The following is a 20511-nucleotide window of genomic DNA, read 5'->3' as shown; positions in this document are numbered from 1 at the left end:
AAAGAGCGCTAAGGTTTACGCAAAGTTTGATAAGCTTTGGGTTTCCTTATTTTTGACGAAGAGTTCGCAAAGCTTAGCGAACTTTGCGGTTAAATACATTAGTCATATAAAAAAGATGTTAAAGGACTAGAAGCTACAGCATAATTCTGCTGATGAGCAATTTTAGCCTCAAAAGCCTTTCTGCCTGCAATAACCGCTTCCTTAAAAGCTTCCGCCATTAGTTTTGGATTTCCGGCTACGGCGATTGCGGTGTTTACTAAAACAGCATCAGCGCCAATTTCCATTGCTTTTGCAGCGTCAGATGGTGATCCAATTCCGGCGTCTACGATTACGGGAACGTTGCTTTGTTCGATTATAATTTCGAGAAAATCTATTGTTTTAAGGCCTTTGTTACTGCCAATTGTTGAACCTAAAGGCATCACAGCGGTTGTTCCTGCGTTTTCTAAATGTTTGCACAAAACAGGATCAGCATGGATGTACGGCAAAACGAAGAAACCAAGTTTAGCCAGTTCTTCTGTTGCTCTTAAAGTTTCTATGGGATCCGGCATTAAGTATTTAGGATCGGGGTGAATTTCTAGCTTTAACCAGTTTGTTTCTAAAGCTTCTCTGGCCAATTGTGCAGCGAAAACAGCTTCTTTGGCATTTCTCGCGCCGGAAGTATTGGGTAATAAATGAATATTAGGATGTTGTAAATGCGATAAAATAGCATCGGTTTCTGTTTCTAAATCGATGCGTTTTAGGGCAACGGTAACCAATTCACTTTCAGAAGCTAAAATAGCTTCTTCCATTTCAAGGTTCGAACCAAATTTCCCCGTTCCTAAAAATAGGCGGGAGGTTAAGGTTTTGTCTCCAATTTTAAACAATGACGTTTGCATATAACTTTTCGTTTAGTTGTTGAATTAATTTCTTCTTTTGATCACTATTGGTAATCATTCCTGAAACTGCAATACCATGAATTCCGGTTTCCATTAAAGGATTTATATCTTCTAAAGTGATGCCGCCAATGGCATAAACCGGAGTTTTAAGATTCCTGTTTTTCATCTTTTCAATAATGGAAACATAGCCTGATAAGCCTAAAATTGGACTTAATTTCTCTTTTGTACTGGTAAATCGAAATGGACCTAATCCAATATAATCACAGCCGTTTTTTACGTGATTTTCAATATCTTCAAAAGTATTTGCTGTTCCTCCAATAATTTTGGTATTGCCTAAAATAGCTCGCGCTTCATCAATTTTCATGTCTGATAAACCTAGATGAACTCCGTCAGCGGCAATTTGCTGAGCGAGATAGAGATTGTCATTTACAATGAAATTGGCGAGATATTCTTCGCATAAAAACTTTACTGCTTCCGCTAAAGCAAAAGTATCTTTGGTAGTTTGGTTTTTAAATCGCATTTGCACCCAATCGCATCCGGCGTCCAGCGCCTGATGAATATTGTACAATTGTTTTTCGATTGTGTTTCCTTGTGAGATGTATTGCAATTTATGGTACATAGTGATATCCGATTAGATTTGAAGTTGAACTCAGGTATTTTTCAATGTAGGTTTTAGCATTTTTGCACGATTTGATTAGGGGGTAATTCAAAGCTAAATGTGCTGTAATTGCAGATGATAATACACAGCCGGAACCGTGTTTTTCAAAGCATTTTTTATTAGATGGAAGTAAATCAATAACTTCATCTTTCAGCAATAAACGATCTGTTCCAATTTCAGAAGGATTGTGCCCGCCTTTTAGTAAAACAGAAGTTGGGATTTCATTTTTAAGCGAAAGCTGATTCGAAATAAAACCTGGAAATAAAATTTGGGCTTCGTTATAATTGGGTGTAATCAAATCAATTTTTGATAGAATTTTATATAAATCCAGTTGATCATCCATATTTATGAATTCGAACGCTGTAGTTGATTTTAAAACCGGATCCCAAACAATTTGTGTAGTTGGGGACACTAATTTTATTGCTGAAAGAATTTGGTTTAAATAATCTAATGAAGGTACAATTCCAATTTTTACCGCTTTGATTTTATAGTTTTGAAATAAAGTTTCAATAGATCGAATAACAAAACTTAAATCAGTCCATTCAATTTCAAAAAACTCATTTTCAGTCTGAATGGTATTCCCCGTTGTAATGGCAAATCCGGTAACCTGATGTTGCTCAAATGTTTTGATGTCAGCCAAAACACCAGCGCCAGCAGTGGGGTCAAAACCAGCTATACTAAGTACGATTGGGCGATTTGTTGACATAATTTGAATTGTTTTATCGGGTTTTCATTATTCCAGATGGTTCCTAAAAGAGCGACATTAGCAAAACCGTTTTCAAGAGTTTTTGCAATGTTTTCAGCATCAATTCCGCCTAAAGCGATCACTTTTGTTTTGTGATTTGTTCTTCGTTTTAAAGCTTCAAAAAGGTTTTCTTTTGGATGATAATCTGCTTTAGAAATACTTTTGAAAACAGGGCTTAAAAAGGCATAATCAAAATCATTTTCTAAAGAATTGAAATCTTCAATAGAATGCGTTGATGTTGATAATATCTTTTCATCCTGACGAATTGAAAAACTATTTTTCCTGTCTTTTTGTGAAAAATGAATTCGCTTTATTCCAAAATCTTCGGCTAATTGATGATGATTGTGCAAAACCAGATTAGAACGAAACTCCAGTTTTATCTGATGAATCAAACGAGCCATTTCGATCGCAGAAAAATCAGGTTTCCGGATATGAAGCAAAGACAATCCTTCTTCCAGTAAAGAATCAATAATGCTGATTTCATTTGCAATAGCAGAAGGATTTGTAATTACAATCATAGTCTTTCCTCTTTATTCTATTCTCTTTGTTCTATCCTTTTCCTTAGATATAAATCTCTTTCCCTTGCTCAATAAATTCCTCTGATTTCTCCTGCATTCCTTTTTCAGCAGCAGCTACATCACGAATTTCCTGAGATATTTTCATCGAGCAGAATTTTGGTCCGCACATCGAACAGAAATGAGCGACTTTCGCACCATCTGCAGGAAGTGTTTCATCGTGAAATTCTCGTGCTGTATCCGGATCTAATGATAAATTAAACTGATCTTCCCAACGAAATTCGAAACGGGCTTTACTCAAGGCATTGTCACGGTATTGTGCTCCCGGATGACCTTTGGCTAAATCGGCAGCATGAGCGGATATTTTATAGGTGATTACACCGTCTTTCACGTCTTTTTTGTTAGGTAAACCAAGATGTTCTTTTGGTGTAACATAGCACAGCATCGCGCAACCGTACCAGCCAATCATTGCGGCTCCAATTGCCGATGTGATGTGATCGTAACCCGGTGCAATATCTGTCGTTAAAGGTCCTAATGTATAAAATGGCGCTTCATGGCAATGTTCTAATTGTTTGTCCATATTTTCCTTAATCATGTGCATTGGTACGTGACCTGGACCTTCTATGAAAACCTGAACATCATGTTTCCAGGCGATTTTGGTTAGTTCACCAAGTGTTTCCAATTCGGCGAATTGTGCAGCGTCGTTAGCATCTGCAATAGATCCCGGACGTAAACCATCTCCTAAAGAAAAAGCTACATCATATTGTTTCATGATTTCGCAAATTTCCTCGAAGTGGGTGTATAAAAAGTTTTCTTTATGATGAAATAAACACCATTTTGCCATAATCGATCCGCCACGGGAAACGATTCCGGTAACGCGATCAGCGGTTAAATGAATGTAACGTAACAAAACTCCGGCGTGAATGGTGAAATACGAAACCCCTTGTTCAGCCTGTTCGATTAAGGTATCACGGAAAACTTCCCAGGTTAAATCTTCGGCGATTCCTTTTACTTTTTCCAATGCCTGATAAATAGGAACTGTCCCTATTGGTACTGGCGAATTACGAATAATCCATTCTCTGGTTTCGTGAATGTTTTTTCCGGTAGATAAATCCATAATGGTGTCAGCTCCCCAACGGCAAGCCCAAACGGCTTTTTCTACTTCTTCCTCGATGCTTGACGTTACTGCGCTGTTTCCAATATTGGCATTTATTTTTACTAAAAAGTTACGCCCTACAATCATGGGTTCGCTTTCGGGATGGTTGATGTTGTTTGGGATAATGGCTCTTCCGCAAGCGACTTCGCTGCGAACAAATTCCGGGGTGATTTTACTTTTTGGTGTGTTGGCTCCAAAACTATGTCCGCTGTGCTGACATTTCATGGCTTTGGTTTGTTCGTTCAAAAGTTCGATGCGTTGGTTTTCGCGAATCGCTATATATTCCATTTCCGGTGTTATGATACCTTGTTTGGCGTAATACAATTGTGTTACGTTTACTCCTTTTTTGGCTCGTTTTGGCTGATGCAAATATTCGAAACGAAGGTGATTTAAACTTTCGTCTTTCAATCGGGTTTGTCCGTAATCTGATGTGATTTCGCTTAGTATTTCGACATCATTTCGGTTTAAGATCCATTCTTCTCGTAATCTTGGTAATCCTTTACGAATGTCAATTTCGATATTAGGATCTGTGTATGGGCCTGATGTGTCGTAAATTGTTACAGGTGGATTTTTTTCGATTCCGCCATTAGAAAGTTTGGTGTCGCTTAGGATTACTTCGCGCATTGCCACTTCTATGGGGTGAATTTCGCCTTTTACATATACTTTCTTGGAGTTTGGAAAAGGGGTTCTGGAGATTTGTTCTTCTGTAGTCATAGGAAAAGAAGTTATAAGTTATGGGTTATGGGTTATGTAGAAACGCACAGCAGTGCGTCTACGACTTGTATGTCAATTGGAATTTGGAATTTAATTTTTGGAATTTGTTCTTTCTGCCAGGGATAGAAGAGGAAAGCCTCTAAAGGAGAAAACTGTAAAAAATAAGGATTAGGAAAGCGACCAGCGGAAGCTTTACTAAGACTATATTTTTTTTGGTTGACGACTGCGGACTTGCAAAGGATAGCCCGTTTAGGCAGCTGTATTACCCTCCTTGTGTTGCTGAAATAATTAGAATTTCGTCGGTTTCGCGCACGAGATGTTGGTTCCAGTTTATTTTTGGAACAACGGTATTGTTAATGGCAACGGCGATTCCGTTTTGTTTGTGGGGAATTTCGAGATCGAGCAATGATTGAATGCTTAGCCATTCAGTATTGAATTGTTTGATTTGTTGATTGATTTTTAGTTCCATTCCTTTTGAATTTAGTATATAGTTATACTTTAGGAATGGCTACAATTGTGCATAAAAATGCGCGCAGAAGTCATCTTACTTTTCCCTACGCTAGTATGAACTAGATCAGGTTCAGAGGGTAAAATCTCAGCCTACTTATTAGTAGACACCCCTAAAGTGTGAAGCAAATATATGTATTTTTTGTTTGGAAGTTTAAAAAAATTTCAAGTTTCAGGTTTGAGGTTGTGAAAAAAACTGAAAACCGAGACTGTGACTGAGACTAAAAACTGCGACTACTTCCCCTTGCGGGTAAAGCAGTCTTCGATATGATCATTGACCATTCCGGTGGCTTGCATGTGGGCGTAAATCACGGTTGAACCTACAAATTTAAAGCCTCTTTTTTTTAGATCTTTACTAATTTCGTCTGAAAGTGGAGTAGTGGCAGGGACGTCTTTTAAGGTTTTTGGATTGTTATTGATGGGTTTTCCGTTGATGAATTTCCAGATATAATCAGAGAAACTTCCAAATTCTTCCTGCACTTTTATAAAGGCTTGTGCGTTTGTAACTGTTGAGAGGATTTTAAGTTTGTTGCGAATGATTCCGGTATCTTGTAACAGGGATTCTATTTTCTCTTCGGGATATTGGGCTATTTTTTTATAATCGAAATGATCAAAAGCGACTCTGAAATTTTCTCTTTTGTTTAAAATAGTGATCCAGCTTAAACCGGCCTGAAAAGTTTCGAGGATTAGGAATTCGAATAAAGATGGGTCGTCGTAAACGGGAACGCCCCATTCTTCGTCATGGTATTTTTTGTATAAATCGCTGGCAGAACACCAACCACATCTTATTTTATTTTCGTTATCCATTATTTTCCTATTTGCCAGCTATATCCTTTTACACCCGGAATATAAGCAGAACGGCCAATTATGACCAATTCGTTATAGATTTTTTTGTCGTATTTGATGCCTATTGCAGTTCCTGAAGTGTATAGTTTATTGGCTTTGAAAGTAATTTTCATTAAACCGTCTTTGAATTTGGCATCAGATACCTTTTCTACAAACCATGTAGAACGCCATTTTACGGCAATTTCATCTTCATCTGTTTTTGTAATGCTTTTTACAAGTTTAACGGCTTCTTCAGGAATTTCGAATTTTTGAGTGAGTTGTTCCTGAGTTAAGGTTTGTCCAATCTTACTGCCGGAAAGTATTTTGCGTAAATTAACAAAGGTCATTAAGGTTTTATTTGCCTCTTCGCTAAAGTCTAAAGTGTTAGTAGTTTCTGTTTTTTCGTTTTGAATTTGCGGCTTTAAGTCATTTTCTTCTTTTACAGCAAATATATTCTTTGTGTCGGTACTATATTTTTTTTTGGAATTAGGAAGAACTGCCGCTTTTGGAGCTGCTTTCTTAAAGATTTTTGTCGAAGCAGGTTGTAGTTTATTTACAGGATAAGCTTTTTCTTGTTTAGATAGTTTTTTTGCGTCGTTACCACAGCCTATAAAAAAATAGGCTATTGAAAAAAGTAAGATGGCAATTGTCTTTTTCATACTACAAGGTAATCTTATTCTTTGTTAGTAGGGTCTTCTTCTAAATATTTTTTTATCAAATGGTGCCCCAGATAAATCAATGGGGTTAGCAAAACAGCAACCGAAAGTTTAAAAATATAACCTGTTAGTCCAGAGGATATAAAAGTTTCGAAATTGATTTTTCCTGGCAGCCAAAAAGCAATTCCCAGTACAATAAAGGAGTCAAATAGTTGTGAAATTACAGTTGATCCGGTTGCTCTTAGCCATATCTTTTTTTCTCCGGTTCGTTTTTTAAAGAACCAAAATATCCATACATCGATTAACTGAGATGCCATAAAGGCGATTAAACTACCTACGATTATCCACATACTTTGTCCGAAAACAGCCTGGAATTGTTCGTCGTTTACAGGACTAATTCCTTTTGCGGCAGGTATCACGATAGCCATAAACAATATTAGAAAGGCATAAGCAATTAAACATGCTGTTATAAACGATAGTTTTTTTACGCCCTTTTCGCCAAAATATTCATTGATTAAATCTGTTGTTAAAAAAACGATTGGCCATGGCAGGATACCAATACTCATTACAAATGGTCCAATTTGAATTAATTTTCCTCCAATAAGTTCTGCTACAACGGCATTGGTTATAAAAATGCCTGCAAGGACTACAAAAACAATTTCTTTTCGGGTTTTAAACATGTGATATGGTAAAATGATGTGCCAAATTTAAACTATTTCTTTATAATTGAGAATGGATAATTATGAAATAAAATGTAATGTGATGTAAATCTGAAAGTTAAAATTTTACTTCGAATGCTGATTTTTGGTTACATTTGAAACAATAACATGTTTTATTTTATTTTAAATCAAATTAATGATAATGAAAAAATTAATGACAATTTTTCTCATGGGAACAACTTTATTTACAGCCACTGCGCAAAACAATTCAGATAATCCATTGTTGAAAAAATGGACAGGGCCTTACGGAGGAGTTCCTGCTTTTAATGAGTACAAGGTTTCAGATTTTAAACCTGCACTTCAATTTGCGATTCAGGAAAAACTAAACGAGGTTGATGCTATTGCAAATAATCCAAAAGCACCAACTTTTGATAATACCATTGCAGCTTTAGAGCGTTCAGGTAAAACAATATCCCGAATTTATACTGTTTACGGAATTTACGGTTCTACTTTAAGTACTCCGGAATTTGACGCTGTTGAAACAGAAATGTCTCCTAAACTGTCTGCTTTTAATGACAAGGTCTTACAGAATAAAAAATTATTCACCAGAATAGAAACGTTGTACAACTCAAAGGAAAGTAAAAAGCTAACCAGTGAACAACAACGTTTAATTTGGTTGTATTATACTGATTTTGTTCGTGAAGGGGCAAAACTGAATGAAAAAGACAAAGAGAAAGTTGCTAAAATTAATCAGGAACTGGCAAGTCTTTATACTAAATTTAGTCAAAATTTATTGGCAGAAGAGCACAATCAATATGTAGCATTAAAAACAGAAAGTGATTTTGACGGTTTGCCGGCTGAAGTAAAAAATGCTGCAATCGCGGAAGCAAAAAGCAGAAAGCTGGATGTTATGGGGTGTGTTGCCAATACACGTTCGTCTATAGAGCCGTTTTTAACGTTCTCTACTCGTAGAGATTTAAGAGAAAAAGCATTTGAAATTTTTGTAAAACGTGGCGATAATGGCAATGCAAATGACAACAACGCAACGCTTGTTTCTATTTTGCAATTTCGTACTCAAAAAGCTAATTTGTTAGGTTTCCCTACTTTTGCTGACTGGAGTTTGTCTAACAAAATGGCAAAAGATCCTAAGAAAACAATAGATTTGATGATGTCGGTTTGGGAGCCAGCTGTAGAAAAGGTACATCAGGATGTTGCTGAGATGCAGAAAATTGTTGATGCCGAAGGTGGTAAATTTAAAATTCAGCCTTGGGATTACCGTTATTATGCTGAGAAAGTTAGAAAAGCAAAATACGATTTAGATCAAAATGAGGTTAAGCCTTACTTGCAATTAGAAAACTTACGTGAAGGTATGTTTTGGGTTGCTGGAGAATTATTTAACTTAAGTTTCAAACAAATTACCAATGTTCCTGTTTACCACCCTGATGTTCGTGTTTGGGAAGTAAGTAATAAGTTAACTGGTAAAGTTGTAGGATTATGGTATTTTGATCCTTATGCACGTGCAGGAAAACGTTCTGGTGCGTGGATGAATGCTTACCGTGATCAACAAAAAATGGATGGAGAAGTTCTTACAATTGTTTCTAATAATTGTAATTTTATAAAAGGAACTGGAAACGATCCGGTTTTAATTTCTTGGGAAGATGCTACAACTTTGTTTCATGAATTTGGACATGCACTTCACGGATTATGTTCTAATGTAACGTATCCAAGTTTAGCAGGAACATCTGTTGCGAGAGATTACGTAGAGTTCCCATCTCAATTATTAGAGCACTGGTTGGCTACTCCTGAAGTATTGAATAAATTTGCTTTACATTATAAAACAAATCAACCATTACCACAATCATTGGTAGACAGAATTGAAAAAGCATCTAATTTTGGTGAAGGATTCTCTACTGTAGAAACGATTTCAAGCTCGTTGATCGATATGAAGCTGCATTTGACGACTACGCCTATTGATCCTCACAAATTTGAAAAAGAAACGTTAGAAGCGCTTCATATGCCTTCAGAAATTGTAATGCGTCACAGAATTCCTCAATTTGGACATATTTTCTCAGGAGATGGATATTCGGCTGGGTATTATAGTTATTTATGGGCTGATGTAATCAATGCAGATGCTTATGAAGCTTTTACAGAAGGTAAAGGACCCTATGATAAAGAAGTGGCTAAACGTCTTTATGATAGTGTTTTCAGTGTAGGAAATACTATTGATCAGGAGAAAGCTTATGAGAACTTCAGAGGAAGAGCTCCTAAGTCTGATGCTTTAATGCGTGCGAGAAATTTCCCGATTATAGATAAAAAATAATAAGATTAAATTCTTTGTTGAAATCCCCGGATAATATAATTATTCGGGGATTTTTTTATGAAGTTTGAAGGTGGGTTTTTGGGAGACAGATTTTAAGGATTGAAAAGATTTTAGCAGCAAGTTTATCGGGTTTGTTAAACTTTAAAACCAAGAGTGTGAGGAACTTTTGTGAAAGCCCAATTTAATTTCTATCTTCAAATATAGCCCGTGGTTTCAACCACGGGAGCACAATACGGGGCTTGATAATATTGCAACCCGTGGATGAAACCGCGGGCAATGTCTGACAAGTTTACAAGTAAAAAAAACTTTGACAAAGTTGTCCTTTTCTGATGTAAACTTTAAATTACAACCTCTTGATTAATCTTATAAATCAAAGTGAAGACAAGAATTATTAAAACAAAAAAAAGCCCTGAATAAATAAATATTCAGGGCTTTTTATATTGAAATAATATATTAACCTAAAGTAACTCTTTTGAAACCTGTGATTTCAACGTTGAATCCTTTAACGTAATCACCAACTTTTTTACTATCATCTTTGATAAAGTTTTGATCTAACAAAGCTTTCTCTTGATCTAAAGTAGTATTGTCAGAGATAAAACGCTGAACTTTTCCTGGGATAATTTTGTCCCAAATTTGTTCTGGTTTACCTTCAGCTTTTAATTCAGCTTTAGCATCTTCTTCAGCTTGTTTTAAAACTTCTTCAGTCAATTGAGAGAAAGAGATGTATTTAGGAACATTTTTTAAAGTTTTTCCTAAACGTTTTGCTTCTTCATTATCTTTTTCGATTACAGCAATACGTGCAGCAAGTTCAGATTCAACGAAAGCAGGATCAAAATCTTTGTAAGATAATGTATCAGCTCCCATAGAAGCAACTTGCATAGAAACATCTTTAGTTAAAACTTCAGCGTTAGGAATTGCAGCAGAAATTGCAGTTAATGCAGCAATTTTGTTAACGTGAACATAAGATCCAACGAAAGCACCTTCTAAAATTTCAAAACCACCGATTTCGATTTTTTCTCCGATAACTCCAGTTTGCTCGATTAATTTTTCAGCAACAGTAATTCCGTTGAAATCTGAAGCTAAAAATTCTTCTTTAGAAGAGAAGTTAATAGCTTTTTCAACTAATTCTTTAGCTAAAGTTACGAAAGCCTCATTTTTACCTACGAAATCAGTTTCGCAGTTTAAAGTGATGATAGCTCCTTTAGTATTGTCAGCATTGATAAAAGAAACAGCAGCTCCTTCAGAAGACTCACGGTCAGAACGGTTAGCAGCAACTTTTTGTCCTTTTTCTCTAAGGACTTGTATAGCTTTATCGAAATCTCCATCAGCCTCAACTAAAGCTTTTTTACAGTCCATCATTCCGGCACCTGTAGATTGTCTTAATTTATTTACGTCTGCAGCAGTAATTGTTGCCATAATATTTTGAATTTTAATGTTAAAAGTAAAAATTCCATCTTTTAAATTCTAAACTCCAATTTTATTAAATTATCAACATAACGTTTTTAATTTGTCTTTGGATTTTAGAATTTAAAATTTGGAATTTAAATTTGATTTATTCTTCAGTTGCAGGAGCAGCAGCTTCAACAGCTGGCGCAGCTTCAACAGCAGGAGCAGCAGTAGCTTCTTCTGTTGCAGCTTCAGTTTCTTTGTCAGAACCTCTGTCAGAAAGACCGTCGATTACAGCAGCAGTAACTAAAGATAAAATTTTGTCAATTGATTTAGAAGCATCATCATTTGCAGGAATAACGTAATCAACCTCTCTTGGGTCAGAATTCGTATCAACCATTGCGAAAACTGGAATGTTTAATTTTTGTGCTTCTTTTATTGCGATATGTTCAGCTTTGATATCTACTACGAACAATGCAGCTGGTAGTCTAGACATGTCAGCAATTGAACCTAAGTTTTTCTCTAGTTTCGCACGTAGACGATCAACTTGCAAACGCTCTTTTTTAGATAACGTCATGAAAGTACCATCTTTCTTCATTTTATCAATAGAAGACATTTTTTTAACTGCCTTTCTGATAGTTACAAAGTTAGTTAGCATTCCACCAGGCCATCTTTCAGTGATGTAAGGCATGTTTGCAGCTTTTGCTTTTTCAGCAACGATGTCTTTTGCTTGTTTTTTGGTAGCTACGAATAAGATTTTTCTACCTGATGCAGCGATTTTTTTCAAAGCTTCATTAGCTTCTTCAATTTTAGCTGCAGTTTTATATAGATTGATAATGTGAATACCATTACGCTCCATATAAATGTAAGGGGCCATATTTGGGTCCCATTTTCTAGTCATGTGTCCAAAGTGAACACCTGCTTCTAGTAAGTCTTTTACTTCTATTTTGTTTGCCATTTTTGTACTAGTTTACGTTCTGTTGATTAGCAATGTATAAATGGCGGTTTCCCAGGCTTTATACATTTAGATGCTAAACTATTTCCTACCTCGATAGGAGAGCAACAACAACTGTGTTTTTTAATTTCAATAAATAATTGATCATGTCTTGTCCTAATTGAACAAGACAGGTAATATTAACGTTTAGAGAATTGGAATCTCTTACGAGCTTTCTTCTGACCGAATTTCTTACGTTCAACCATTCTTGGATCTCTTGTTAATAAACCTTCTGGTTTAAGGATACCTCTGTTTTCAGCATTTACTTCACACATAACGCGTGCTAATGCCATTCTTACAGCTTCTGCCTGACCAGTTGAACCACCTCCGTAAACGTTTACTTTTACATCAAAGTTGTTTACATTTTCTGTCATAGACAATGGTTGTAAAACTTTGTATTGTAAAGTTGCAGTTGGAAAGTAAGTTGCGAATTCTTTTTTGTTTACAGTGATTTTACCTGTTCCTTCAGAAACATATACACGTGCAACAGCGGTTTTTCTTCTACCGATTTTGTGAATAACTCCCATTACTTAAGATCGTTTAGGTTAACAGTTCTAGGTTTTTGAGCTCCTTGTTTGTGCTCAGATCCTACAACAACATTTAGATTTCTAAAAAGTTCAGCACCTAATTTGTTTTTAGGTAACATTCCTTTTACAGCTTTTTCTACTAATAATGCAGGGTTTTTAGATTGCAATACTTTAGCAGTTAAAGTTCTTTGTCCTCCTGGGTAACCTGTATGACGCATGTAAATTTTGTCATTCATTTTTGTACCTGTAAGGTTAATTTTTTCTGAGTTGATAACAATTACGTTATCTCCACAGTCAACGTGCGGTGTGTAACTTGGTTTGTACTTACCTCTTAAGATCATAGCAACCTTTGAAGCAAGACGACCTAAGTTATGACCTTCAGCATCTACAACAATCCACTCTTTAGTAACAGTGGCTTTGCTTGCTGAAATTGTCTTGTAGCTTAATGCGTCCATAATATTATTTTAATTAAACATTCCATCCCCAATAAAGGGGATGCAAAAGTACAATTAATTATTTTAAAACCAAATACCTGAAAAGAATATTTTATCTGCTGAAAATCAGGGCATCAGTTTTATATTTAAAACAATAAAAAAAAACCACCTTCACAATAACGCGAAGGTGGTTCAATATTTAGAATTGTTTTTGCTAAACAATAAATAAATTGGCAATGTCAACAACTTGTTGTGTCGTAAGTGGCTCATCATAAGCTTCTGATCCAGCGGCAGCTCCAAATGCCGCGGCAGTGTTAAATCCTGCTTGCACCGTAACTCCTTCGCCGGCGTAAACGCCTTGCGTGGCTGCTGGCATTCCTGCGCCTCTTTCATCATTAGAAATCCATCCTTTTAATCCGCGTAGTCGTCTTACTTCAGAGGCATGACGTGCCTCTACAGAGTGAATTTGTAGTGCAGCAGTCAATAAATCAGGTGTAGAAATTAAATTTCCTGCCTGTCCTTTGTATGCTCTTACTCCTGTATCTTCAAAAGCTTGCGCCAATGCTAAAAAGGTTTGATAGTTGCCAAACGGGTCAAATGTTCCGCCCACAGTAAAATCAAAAGTAGGTTTAGCAACGAAGTTTGCACTTCCTGGTCCTCCCAGTCCTGCAATTAAAAATTTAACATGATTAGACTCGTGTGCGGCTATTTGTTGAAAAACTTTTAAATCACGTCCGCCGTTTTCTGATGCCGGAATTACTCCAGAATCTAAAGCCATAGCATAAAATTCGTTTTCCAGGTATTCTAAGGTTAAGGCAAATTGCAAAGCTCCAATAGGTGTTGCCGGTGTTGCAGTAATATCTTTTGCTAATGCTTTATTGGCCATAGCTGATAGTCCAAAAGGGATCGATGCATATGCCAGTGTTTTTCCTATGTTTCCAAACTGATTAAAACTATCTCTTCTAGAGCCAGTGCTTCTCATTAAGCTGTCATCAGTAAACGTTTCTATAAATTTTAAAATATTCATAATTTCTAAGTTTTAGCTAGTTAAGATTAAGGTAAATATTTGGCAGTAAATTTTGTAGTAATGAAGCCTCCTGCAATTGGTAAAATTTTAGAAGGATCTTTAGCAACATCTAAACCAGTAGATGTACTTATAATATCATCACCAGCAAAATCCTTAGAGTTAGGATTAATTAAACTTCTAATAGCGGCTGCATGTCGGGCTTCTACCGAAACAATTTTCCCTGCTAATAGTAAATAATCAGCGCTTTTAATTAGTTTTCCGGCTCCGTTATAAGCAGCAACTCCTGTATCTTCCAGCGCTTTGGCTGTTGCAAGAACTTCGGTACGGCTATTAAAATTCAGAGAACCATAATTAAAAGCAAGAGTAGGAAGCAATTGTGAACTCGGATCAGGAAGCGCTCCGGATAAAGCAGCTTTAAAAAAATCTCTGTGAATTACTTCATGATGATACAAGTCGGTTAGAACCTGACGTTCGGTATCATTAAATGCACTGTTAAAGCTTGTAGAATTTACAACTTTAGTATAAAAGTCGGCTTCTAGTTGTTCAAGAGCATAAGCATACGTTAATACTCCAAAATCTCCAGAGCCTAAATCAAAGACACCATTTTTTACTCCTGGTAACGATGTATCTTCCATATCGTTATCATTATCATTGTCGCTGCACCCAGCTAAAACCAAACCTGCAGTAACTAATGTTAGTCCGCTGAGCTTAAGGAAGCTCCTTCTGTTATTCAATGAAGGGTCAACTTCATGAATTTTAACTTCGTTTTTCATAATCTAGGTTTTTTAAAAAGGTTAATAACATGTATTAAGTTATTAACGTAATTTTAAGACAGGCGGTTTTGAAAAATCGCAGTATTTTAAAATTATTTTAAAAAGACCTTACAAATTCAAATACTGGTAGGTGTTTTTTGTTTTATTTTAGGTAATTCTACTATATTTGTATTAATTACATAAAATTATTTTTAAATGAAAGCTAAAGCAACTCTAAAACAAATTGCGAAAGAACTAGGTGTTTCTGTGTCTACGGTTTCTAAGGCGTTAAATGACAGTCCGGAAATTAGTGAGCAAACGAAGGTGAAGATTAAGGAGTATGCCAAACTCAAAAATTATAAACCGAATGTTATTGGTCTGAATTTAAAGAATCGTAAGACGAAAACGATTGGTGTAATTATACCTAATATATTAAACTCCTTTTTTGCTAAGGTGTTTAGCGGTATCGAAAAAGTGGCCGATAAAAAAGGATATAATGTAATTACGTGTATTTCGAATGAATCTTTAGAGAAAGAAATTCATACACTTGAAATGTTGAGCAACGGAACAATTGACGGATTCATTTTGTCAGTTTCTCAAGAAGCTCAAAAACTTCAGGATTATAGTCATTTCTCTGCTATTATAAACGACGGAACTCCAATCGTAATGTTTGACCGTATTGCAGATGAAGTAGAATGTGATAAAGTTGTGGTTGATGATTTCGATTCAGCTTTAAACTCAACTCAGCATTTAATTAATTTAGGATGTAAAAATATTGCCTTGATTTCTTCTGTCGATAATTTAAGTGTTGGAAAATTAAGAGCTGATGGATATTTGAAAGCTTTGGCTGATAATAATATTCCGGTAAACGAGAAAATTATTCTTCGTACAGATTCTGAAGATGATATGAAAGCCAGAATTGATGCCATTTTTGATAATAAAGTTGATGCCATTTTTGCTTTGGATGAAAATGATTCAGTTGCCGCATTGCGTGTGAGTTTGAAAAAAGGATATAGAGTTCCTGAAGATATTTCGATTATAGGTTTTGCCGATGGAATTTTAGCTTCAAGACGTTTATCGCCAAGTTTGACAACTGTAAGTCAACACGGAATTGAAATTGGAGAAGTTGCTGCTAAGCAATTGATCAAACGTTTAGAAGAGTCTGAAGAAGAAACTTCTGATTACGAAACTATCGTTATTAAGACGAAGTTGAAAGAAAGAGAATCGACTAGAAAAAAATAAGTATACTAATATATAGGTTATAAAAAAAAGGACTGTTCTTTTGAATAGTCCTTTTTTTATATATTATTTGTGAATTTCGCCATTTTTATCATTTCGACGAAGGAGAAATCTTCGCGAGAAGCTCGATAAAGATTGGATTCTCGTTGCGGAGTTACTTGGGAAGATTTGCTTCGCCTGTTCGCTATCGCTCGGGTCTTCTTTGTCGAAATGACAAGATCGGCTGTTTCTTGATGAATAATTGTTTACTGATTCAGAAAATCTAAAATCTACAATCAAAAAATCTAAAATTATTAATGCGCTTCCAACCAGTCTTTACCCAAACCAAGTTCAACATCTAAAGGAACACTCATCATAAAAGCATTTTCCATTTCGTGTTTGATCATAGGCTGAATTTTCTCGAGTTCATCGTTGTGAACATCGAACACAAGCTCATCATGAACCTGAAGTAGCATTCTTGATTTCCAGTTTTCTTCTTTTAGTTTTTTATGAATGTTGATCATAGCTATTTTAATGACATCGGCAGCACTTCCCTGAATTGGTGCGTTTACGGCATTTCTTTCGGCAGCACTTCTCACTACTGCATTTGCTGAGTTGATATCTTTTAAATATCGGCGACGGCCTAAGATCGTTTGTACGTAACCATTTTCGCGGGCAAATTCAATTTGTTCATTAATATAAGATCTTAATCTCGGGTATGTTTTATAATACGCTTCGATCAATGCAGCACTTTCGCTACGCGATAATGAAGTCTGGTTGCTTAATCCGAAAGCAGAAACACCATATATAATACCAAAGTTTACGGTTTTGGCATTACTTCTTTGTTCGCGTGAAACTTCGTCTAACGGCACATCAAATACTTTTGCAGCCGTAGCTTTATGAATGTCTTCTCCGTTCTGGAAAGCGGCAATCATATTTTCTTCGCCACTTAAGGCAGCAATAATTCTTAATTCTATTTGCGAGTAATCGGCAGAGATTAAAGTATGGTTTTCATCGCGGGCAACAAAAGCTTTACGAATCTGACGGCCTCTTTCGGTACGAATTGGGATGTTCTGTAAGTTCGGATTATTAGAACTTAAACGTCCTGTTGCTGCAACAGTTTGCATATAATCGGTATGAACGCGTAAGGTCTTTTTGTCTACTTGTTCCGGCAAAGCCAAAATATAAGTGCTTTGTAGTTTTACCATCTGGCGCCAATCCAGAATTTGTTTTACAATTGGATTGTCGTTGGCTAAATACGTTAAGACTTCTTCGCCGGTCGCATATTGACCGGTTTTGGTTTTCTTTTGTTTTGCTCCGCCAATTTTTAATTTATCAAATAAGATATCTCCTAATTGTTTTGGAGAGGCAAGGTTGAATTTTTCTCCTGCGGTTTCGTATATTTTTTCTTCCAGAGATTTAATCTCAATGTCCATTTCTTTAGACATTATGCTTAAAAACTCCACATCTAAACGAATTCCTTCTGTTTCCATATCGGCCAGAACACTTACTAACGGAATCTCGATTTCGTCGAATAACTTTTTAGTTTCGGTTTTGTCTAATTCGGCAGTAAAAAGTTCTTTTAGTTGTAATGTAATATCAGCATCTTCGGCAGCGTATTCTTTGATTTCTTCAAGAGCTACGTCTCGCATCGTAATTTGATTTTTTCCTTTTTTACCAATTAAAGTTTCAATTGATTTTGGAGAGTATTTCAAATACGTTTCTGCTAGAATATCCATATTATGACGCATATCCGGATTGATCAGATAATGCGCAATCATGGTGTCGAAAAGTTTTCCTTTTACAACAACGCCATAATTAGAAAGAATCTTTAAGTCGTATTTTAAGTTTTGACCAATTTTTTCGATGTTTTCGTTCTCGAAAAATGGCTTGAATTTATCTACTAAAGTCTGAGCTTCTTCCTGACTTTCCGGAAACGGAACGTAAAATGCTTTTCCTTTTTCATAAGCAAAAGACATTCCGACCAATTCAGCATGCAAAGCATCTAAACCAGTAGTTTCGGTATCAAAACAAACAGCAGTCTGTTTTTGTAAATTTTGGATCAATAATTTAATTCCTAAATCGCCTTCTACAGCTTGATAGGAGTGAGGTGTGTTTTCTAAAGTATTGTAAAATGAAGTTCTTTCTTCTGTAATTTCATCTGTAGTGGCACCACCTCCAAAAAGATCAAACTGATCCTCATTTTTAGGTTGTGGTTTTTTATACAATTTAGCATCCGATGGCTGACCTGCATTTGCCAGTTCGTTTCCGCCGCCTACTTTAAATAAATTATCAAATTGTTCGGCCATTCTTCTAAATTCCAATTCCTGAAAAATAGCGTCAGTTCTTTCAATATCAGGACGTGAAAGTTCGTAGTCGTTTTCATTAAAAACAACATCGCAGTCACATATAATAGTAGCTAGTTTTTTAGATAAAATTCCTTTTTCTTTATTGGCCTCGATATTCTCTTTCATTTTACCTTTCAGTAAATGTGTATTTTCAAGAAGGTTTTCCATCGACCCAAATTCTTTCAGGAACTTTTTGGCAGTTACTTCACCAACTCCTGGCAATCCCGGAATGTTATCGACAGCATCTCCCATCATTCCCAGAAAATCGATTACCTGTTCCGGTTTTTCGATTTCAAATTTTGCCAAAACTTCAGGAACTCCCCAAATTTCGATACCATTCCCCATACGGGCTGGTTTGTACATGAATATATTTTCAGAAACTAATTGTGCGAAATCCTTATCAGGAGTCACCATAAAAACTTTGTAGTTTTCTTTTTCGGCTTGTTTGGCAATTGTTCCAATCAAATCATCGGCCTCACAGCCTTCTATTTCTATAATAGGAATATGCATTGCTCTTAATAAATCCTGAATATAAGGTATCGCAATTTTTATCGCTTCCGGAGTAGCATCGCGATTGGCTTTATATTCGGTAAACATTTCAGTTCTTACATGACTTCCGCCTTTATCAAAAGCAACGGCCAAATGATCTGGTTTTTCACGTTTAATAACATCCAAAAGCGAATTCATGAAACCCATAATCGCTGATGTATCCATTCCTTTTGAGTTGATTCGCGGATTCTTTATAAAGGCATAATAACCACGAAATATTAAAGCGTAAGCATCGAGAAGAAAAAGACGTTTTTGAGTTGACATAAAAAAAATATTAGTGTGTAAAAATAAACAATTGGGTCTCAAAAATTAATCAAAAAAGAAATTTTTTACCATATAAGTGATATAAGTTCATTTTACCAGCGTACGCTGCGTAAAGATGCAAAGCATTGCAGAGACGCACAGCAGCGTGTCTAACATTTCGGTGATAAAATTAAATGAGCTTATATCACTTATATGGTAGAAAAACCCCAAATAGTTAATGTCAAGTTAAAATAATTATGATCAGGGATTTCTTCATTTTGTCTTCATATTACAGGGGTACATTTGATCTGTAAAATAAAAGGTATTAATTTTTAAATAGTAGAAATCATGAGAAATTTATTGATGTTATTAGTAGCAGTTTTAGGAACAACTGCAATGGTAAGTGCTCAAACAGCTCCAACTCAGGCAGCCCCTGCAAAAGAAGTTAAAGCTACAAAACACCACAAAAACAAAGCTGATAAAAAAGCAAAAGCAGAAGCTCCTAAAGCAGAGACAGCTAAGGTGAAATAATAAAAGTTGTTTTTGTTTTGCTTTCAAAGAATTGTAAAGGAGGCAAAACAGAAGTAATGATTATGAGAATGCAGATGGAGAAAGCTGGTAAAGAAATTTATCAGCTTTTTTTGATTCGTTAATTTTTTAATAATGCGCAATAATGTTTTTTAGAATTGCTTAAATTTATTTGCGCTTAAACGCTGTATTATGAATATTCTAATTGTTGAAGATAATAAGGAACTTGCGGTCGAAGTTTATGATTTTTTGTGCAACGTAGGTTACGTATGCAAGATTGCTCATAATTGCAGCGATGCTCTCGAAGAAGTAAATAGTAACGATTATGATGCGATGCTTCTTGATCTTGGTTTGCCTGATGGAGATGGATTTGAGGTTTTGCAAACGGTTCGAAAAACAAAATCGAAAATAGCTGTTATTGTACTTACGGCCAGGGGCGAGTTAGATGACAGAATAAATGGCCTGCATTTAGGAGCCGATGATTATTTGACTAAACCTTTTGCCTTGACAGAACTTAGCGCGAGATTATTTGCTGTAATTCGCAGAATTCATGGTTTTACTGTAAACAGTTTAAGTATTCACGGTTTTTTGCTGCAGCTTCAGGATTATAAAGTGAGTTACGATAATGTTCCTATCAGTCTTACTAAAAAAGAATTTGATATTTTTCAGTATTTAGTATTGAATAAAAATCGCGTAATTACCAGATTACAACTTACAGAACATATTTGGGGAGACATCCTGGAGGTCAATTCAGATTCTAATTTTATTGATGTTCATGTTCGAAATCTTCGAAAAAAACTCGACAAACATACTGCTATCGATTGGTTCGAAACTGTTAGAAATGTTGGCTATCGTATTAATGAGTAAATAAAATA

General features: G+C 35.7%; 20 protein-coding genes and 1 riboswitch. Of the genes, 4 read left to right on the top strand and 16 right to left on the bottom strand.

The genetic code is table 11. From position 1 onward, the window contains the following. Positions 1 to 98: 98 nt before the first annotated feature. From GIY83_RS16850 to GIY83_RS16810, 9 genes are all read right to left on the bottom strand, one after another. Complete coding sequence (locus GIY83_RS16850) at positions 99 to 875, bottom strand: thiazole synthase (RefSeq protein WP_305038386.1); 777 nt, start codon at positions 873 to 875, stop codon at positions 99 to 101. Continuing rightward, a complete protein-coding gene (locus tag GIY83_RS16845; protein ID WP_208682574.1) occupies positions 856 to 1494 on the bottom strand; it encodes a thiamine phosphate synthase in 639 nt (212 codons plus the stop codon). The genes GIY83_RS16850 and GIY83_RS16845 overlap by 20 nt, the downstream gene beginning before the upstream one ends. Continuing rightward, positions 1484 to 2239 carry a hydroxymethylpyrimidine/phosphomethylpyrimidine kinase gene (locus tag GIY83_RS16840; protein ID WP_208682573.1) on the bottom strand — a complete coding sequence of 252 codons (756 nt, stop codon included), beginning with the start codon at positions 2237 to 2239 and terminating at the stop codon, positions 1484 to 1486. Before GIY83_RS16840 ends, GIY83_RS16845 begins: the two co-directional genes overlap by 11 nt. Continuing rightward, positions 2206 to 2796, bottom strand: a complete 591-nt coding sequence (locus tag GIY83_RS16835) for a thiamine phosphate synthase (RefSeq protein WP_208682571.1) — start codon at positions 2794 to 2796, stop codon at positions 2206 to 2208. Before GIY83_RS16835 ends, GIY83_RS16840 begins: the two co-directional genes overlap by 34 nt. 43 nt (positions 2797 to 2839) lie before the next feature. Then, positions 2840 to 4663 carry a phosphomethylpyrimidine synthase ThiC gene (thiC, locus tag GIY83_RS16830; protein WP_194616040.1) on the bottom strand — a complete coding sequence of 608 codons (1824 nt, stop codon included), beginning with the start codon at positions 4661 to 4663 and terminating at the stop codon, positions 2840 to 2842. 262 nt (positions 4664 to 4925) lie between these two features. Continuing rightward, positions 4926 to 5132 carry a sulfur carrier protein ThiS gene (gene thiS / locus GIY83_RS16825; RefSeq protein WP_208682569.1) on the bottom strand — a complete coding sequence of 69 codons (207 nt, stop codon included), beginning with the start codon at positions 5130 to 5132 and terminating at the stop codon, positions 4926 to 4928. Between the two features lie 65 nt (positions 5133 to 5197). Further along, positions 5198 to 5295: riboswitch (TPP riboswitch) on the bottom strand. Positions 5296 to 5404: 109 nt separating this feature from the next. Next, on the bottom strand, positions 5405 to 5977 hold the full coding sequence (locus GIY83_RS16820) for a DNA-3-methyladenine glycosylase I (RefSeq protein ID WP_208682567.1): 573 nt from the start codon (positions 5975 to 5977) through the stop codon (positions 5405 to 5407). Beyond that, a complete protein-coding gene (locus GIY83_RS16815) occupies positions 5977 to 6654 on the bottom strand; it encodes a hypothetical protein (RefSeq protein ID WP_208682566.1) in 678 nt (225 codons plus the stop codon). The genes GIY83_RS16820 and GIY83_RS16815 overlap by 1 nt, the downstream gene beginning before the upstream one ends. Positions 6655 to 6668: 14 nt before the next feature. Further along, the gene (locus GIY83_RS16810) at positions 6669 to 7331 is read right to left on the bottom strand and encodes a queuosine precursor transporter (protein WP_208682565.1); all 663 of its coding nucleotides are present in this window, start codon (positions 7329 to 7331) and stop codon (positions 6669 to 6671) included. Positions 7332 to 7512: 181 nt separating this feature from the next. Here GIY83_RS16810 and GIY83_RS16805 point away from each other — a divergent pair, with 181 nt between their 5' ends. Then, a complete protein-coding gene (locus GIY83_RS16805) occupies positions 7513 to 9630 on the top strand; it encodes a M3 family metallopeptidase (protein WP_194616044.1) in 2118 nt (705 codons plus the stop codon). 453 nt (positions 9631 to 10083) lie between these two features. Here GIY83_RS16805 and tsf read toward each other — a convergent pair whose 3' ends face one another. The 6 genes from tsf to GIY83_RS16775 all read right to left on the bottom strand — a co-directional run bounded on the left by tsf (position 10084) and on the right by GIY83_RS16775 (position 14771). Next, entirely contained in the window at positions 10084 to 11046 is a 963-nt protein-coding gene (gene tsf, locus GIY83_RS16800) for a translation elongation factor Ts (RefSeq protein WP_173964136.1), read from the bottom strand. 136 nt (positions 11047 to 11182) lie between these two features. Next, the gene (gene rpsB, locus GIY83_RS16795; protein WP_194616045.1) at positions 11183 to 11974 is read right to left on the bottom strand and encodes a 30S ribosomal protein S2; all 792 of its coding nucleotides are present in this window, start codon (positions 11972 to 11974) and stop codon (positions 11183 to 11185) included. 176 nt (positions 11975 to 12150) lie between these two features. Next, positions 12151 to 12537: a 30S ribosomal protein S9 gene (gene rpsI / locus GIY83_RS16790; protein ID WP_099710716.1), complete on the bottom strand. Its 387-nt coding sequence runs from the start codon at positions 12535 to 12537 to the stop codon at positions 12151 to 12153. Then, entirely contained in the window at positions 12537 to 12992 is a 456-nt protein-coding gene (gene rplM, locus GIY83_RS16785) for a 50S ribosomal protein L13 (protein WP_007808911.1), read from the bottom strand. The genes rpsI and rplM overlap by 1 nt, the downstream gene beginning before the upstream one ends. Positions 12993 to 13185: 193 nt before the next feature. Continuing rightward, on the bottom strand, positions 13186 to 13998 hold the full coding sequence (locus GIY83_RS16780; RefSeq protein WP_208682564.1) for a ferritin-like domain-containing protein: 813 nt from the start codon (positions 13996 to 13998) through the stop codon (positions 13186 to 13188). A gap of 26 nt (positions 13999 to 14024) precedes the next feature. After that, positions 14025 to 14771, bottom strand: coding sequence for a ferritin-like domain-containing protein (locus tag GIY83_RS16775; protein ID WP_194616047.1), 747 nt, complete (start codon positions 14769 to 14771; stop codon positions 14025 to 14027). A gap of 195 nt (positions 14772 to 14966) precedes the next feature. On the opposite strand from GIY83_RS16775, the gene GIY83_RS16770 reads away from it, so the two are divergent. Continuing rightward, positions 14967 to 15992 (top strand): LacI family DNA-binding transcriptional regulator, encoded by a 1026-nt coding sequence (locus GIY83_RS16770; protein ID WP_194616048.1) that lies wholly within the window; start codon positions 14967 to 14969, stop codon positions 15990 to 15992. Positions 15993 to 16282: 290 nt separating this feature from the next. On the opposite strand, the gene polA is transcribed toward GIY83_RS16770, so the two are convergent. Further along, positions 16283 to 19129 (bottom strand): DNA polymerase I, encoded by a 2847-nt coding sequence (gene polA / locus GIY83_RS16765; RefSeq protein ID WP_194616049.1) that lies wholly within the window; start codon positions 19127 to 19129, stop codon positions 16283 to 16285. Between the two features lie 327 nt (positions 19130 to 19456). Here polA and GIY83_RS16760 point away from each other — a divergent pair, with 327 nt between their 5' ends. Further along, on the top strand, positions 19457 to 19639 hold the full coding sequence (locus GIY83_RS16760; RefSeq protein ID WP_208682563.1) for a hypothetical protein: 183 nt from the start codon (positions 19457 to 19459) through the stop codon (positions 19637 to 19639). Positions 19640 to 19828: 189 nt separating this feature from the next. Next, the gene (locus tag GIY83_RS16755; RefSeq protein WP_194616052.1) at positions 19829 to 20503 is read left to right on the top strand and encodes a response regulator transcription factor; all 675 of its coding nucleotides are present in this window, start codon (positions 19829 to 19831) and stop codon (positions 20501 to 20503) included. The last annotated feature ends 8 nt before the right edge of the window (positions 20504 to 20511 follow it).

Origin of the sequence: Flavobacterium sp. SLB02 (assembly GCF_009664855.1) — a bacterium.
Lineage (GTDB): Bacteria > Bacteroidota > Bacteroidia > Flavobacteriales > Flavobacteriaceae > Flavobacterium.
This window is presented reverse-complemented; position numbering and strand designations above follow the sequence as displayed.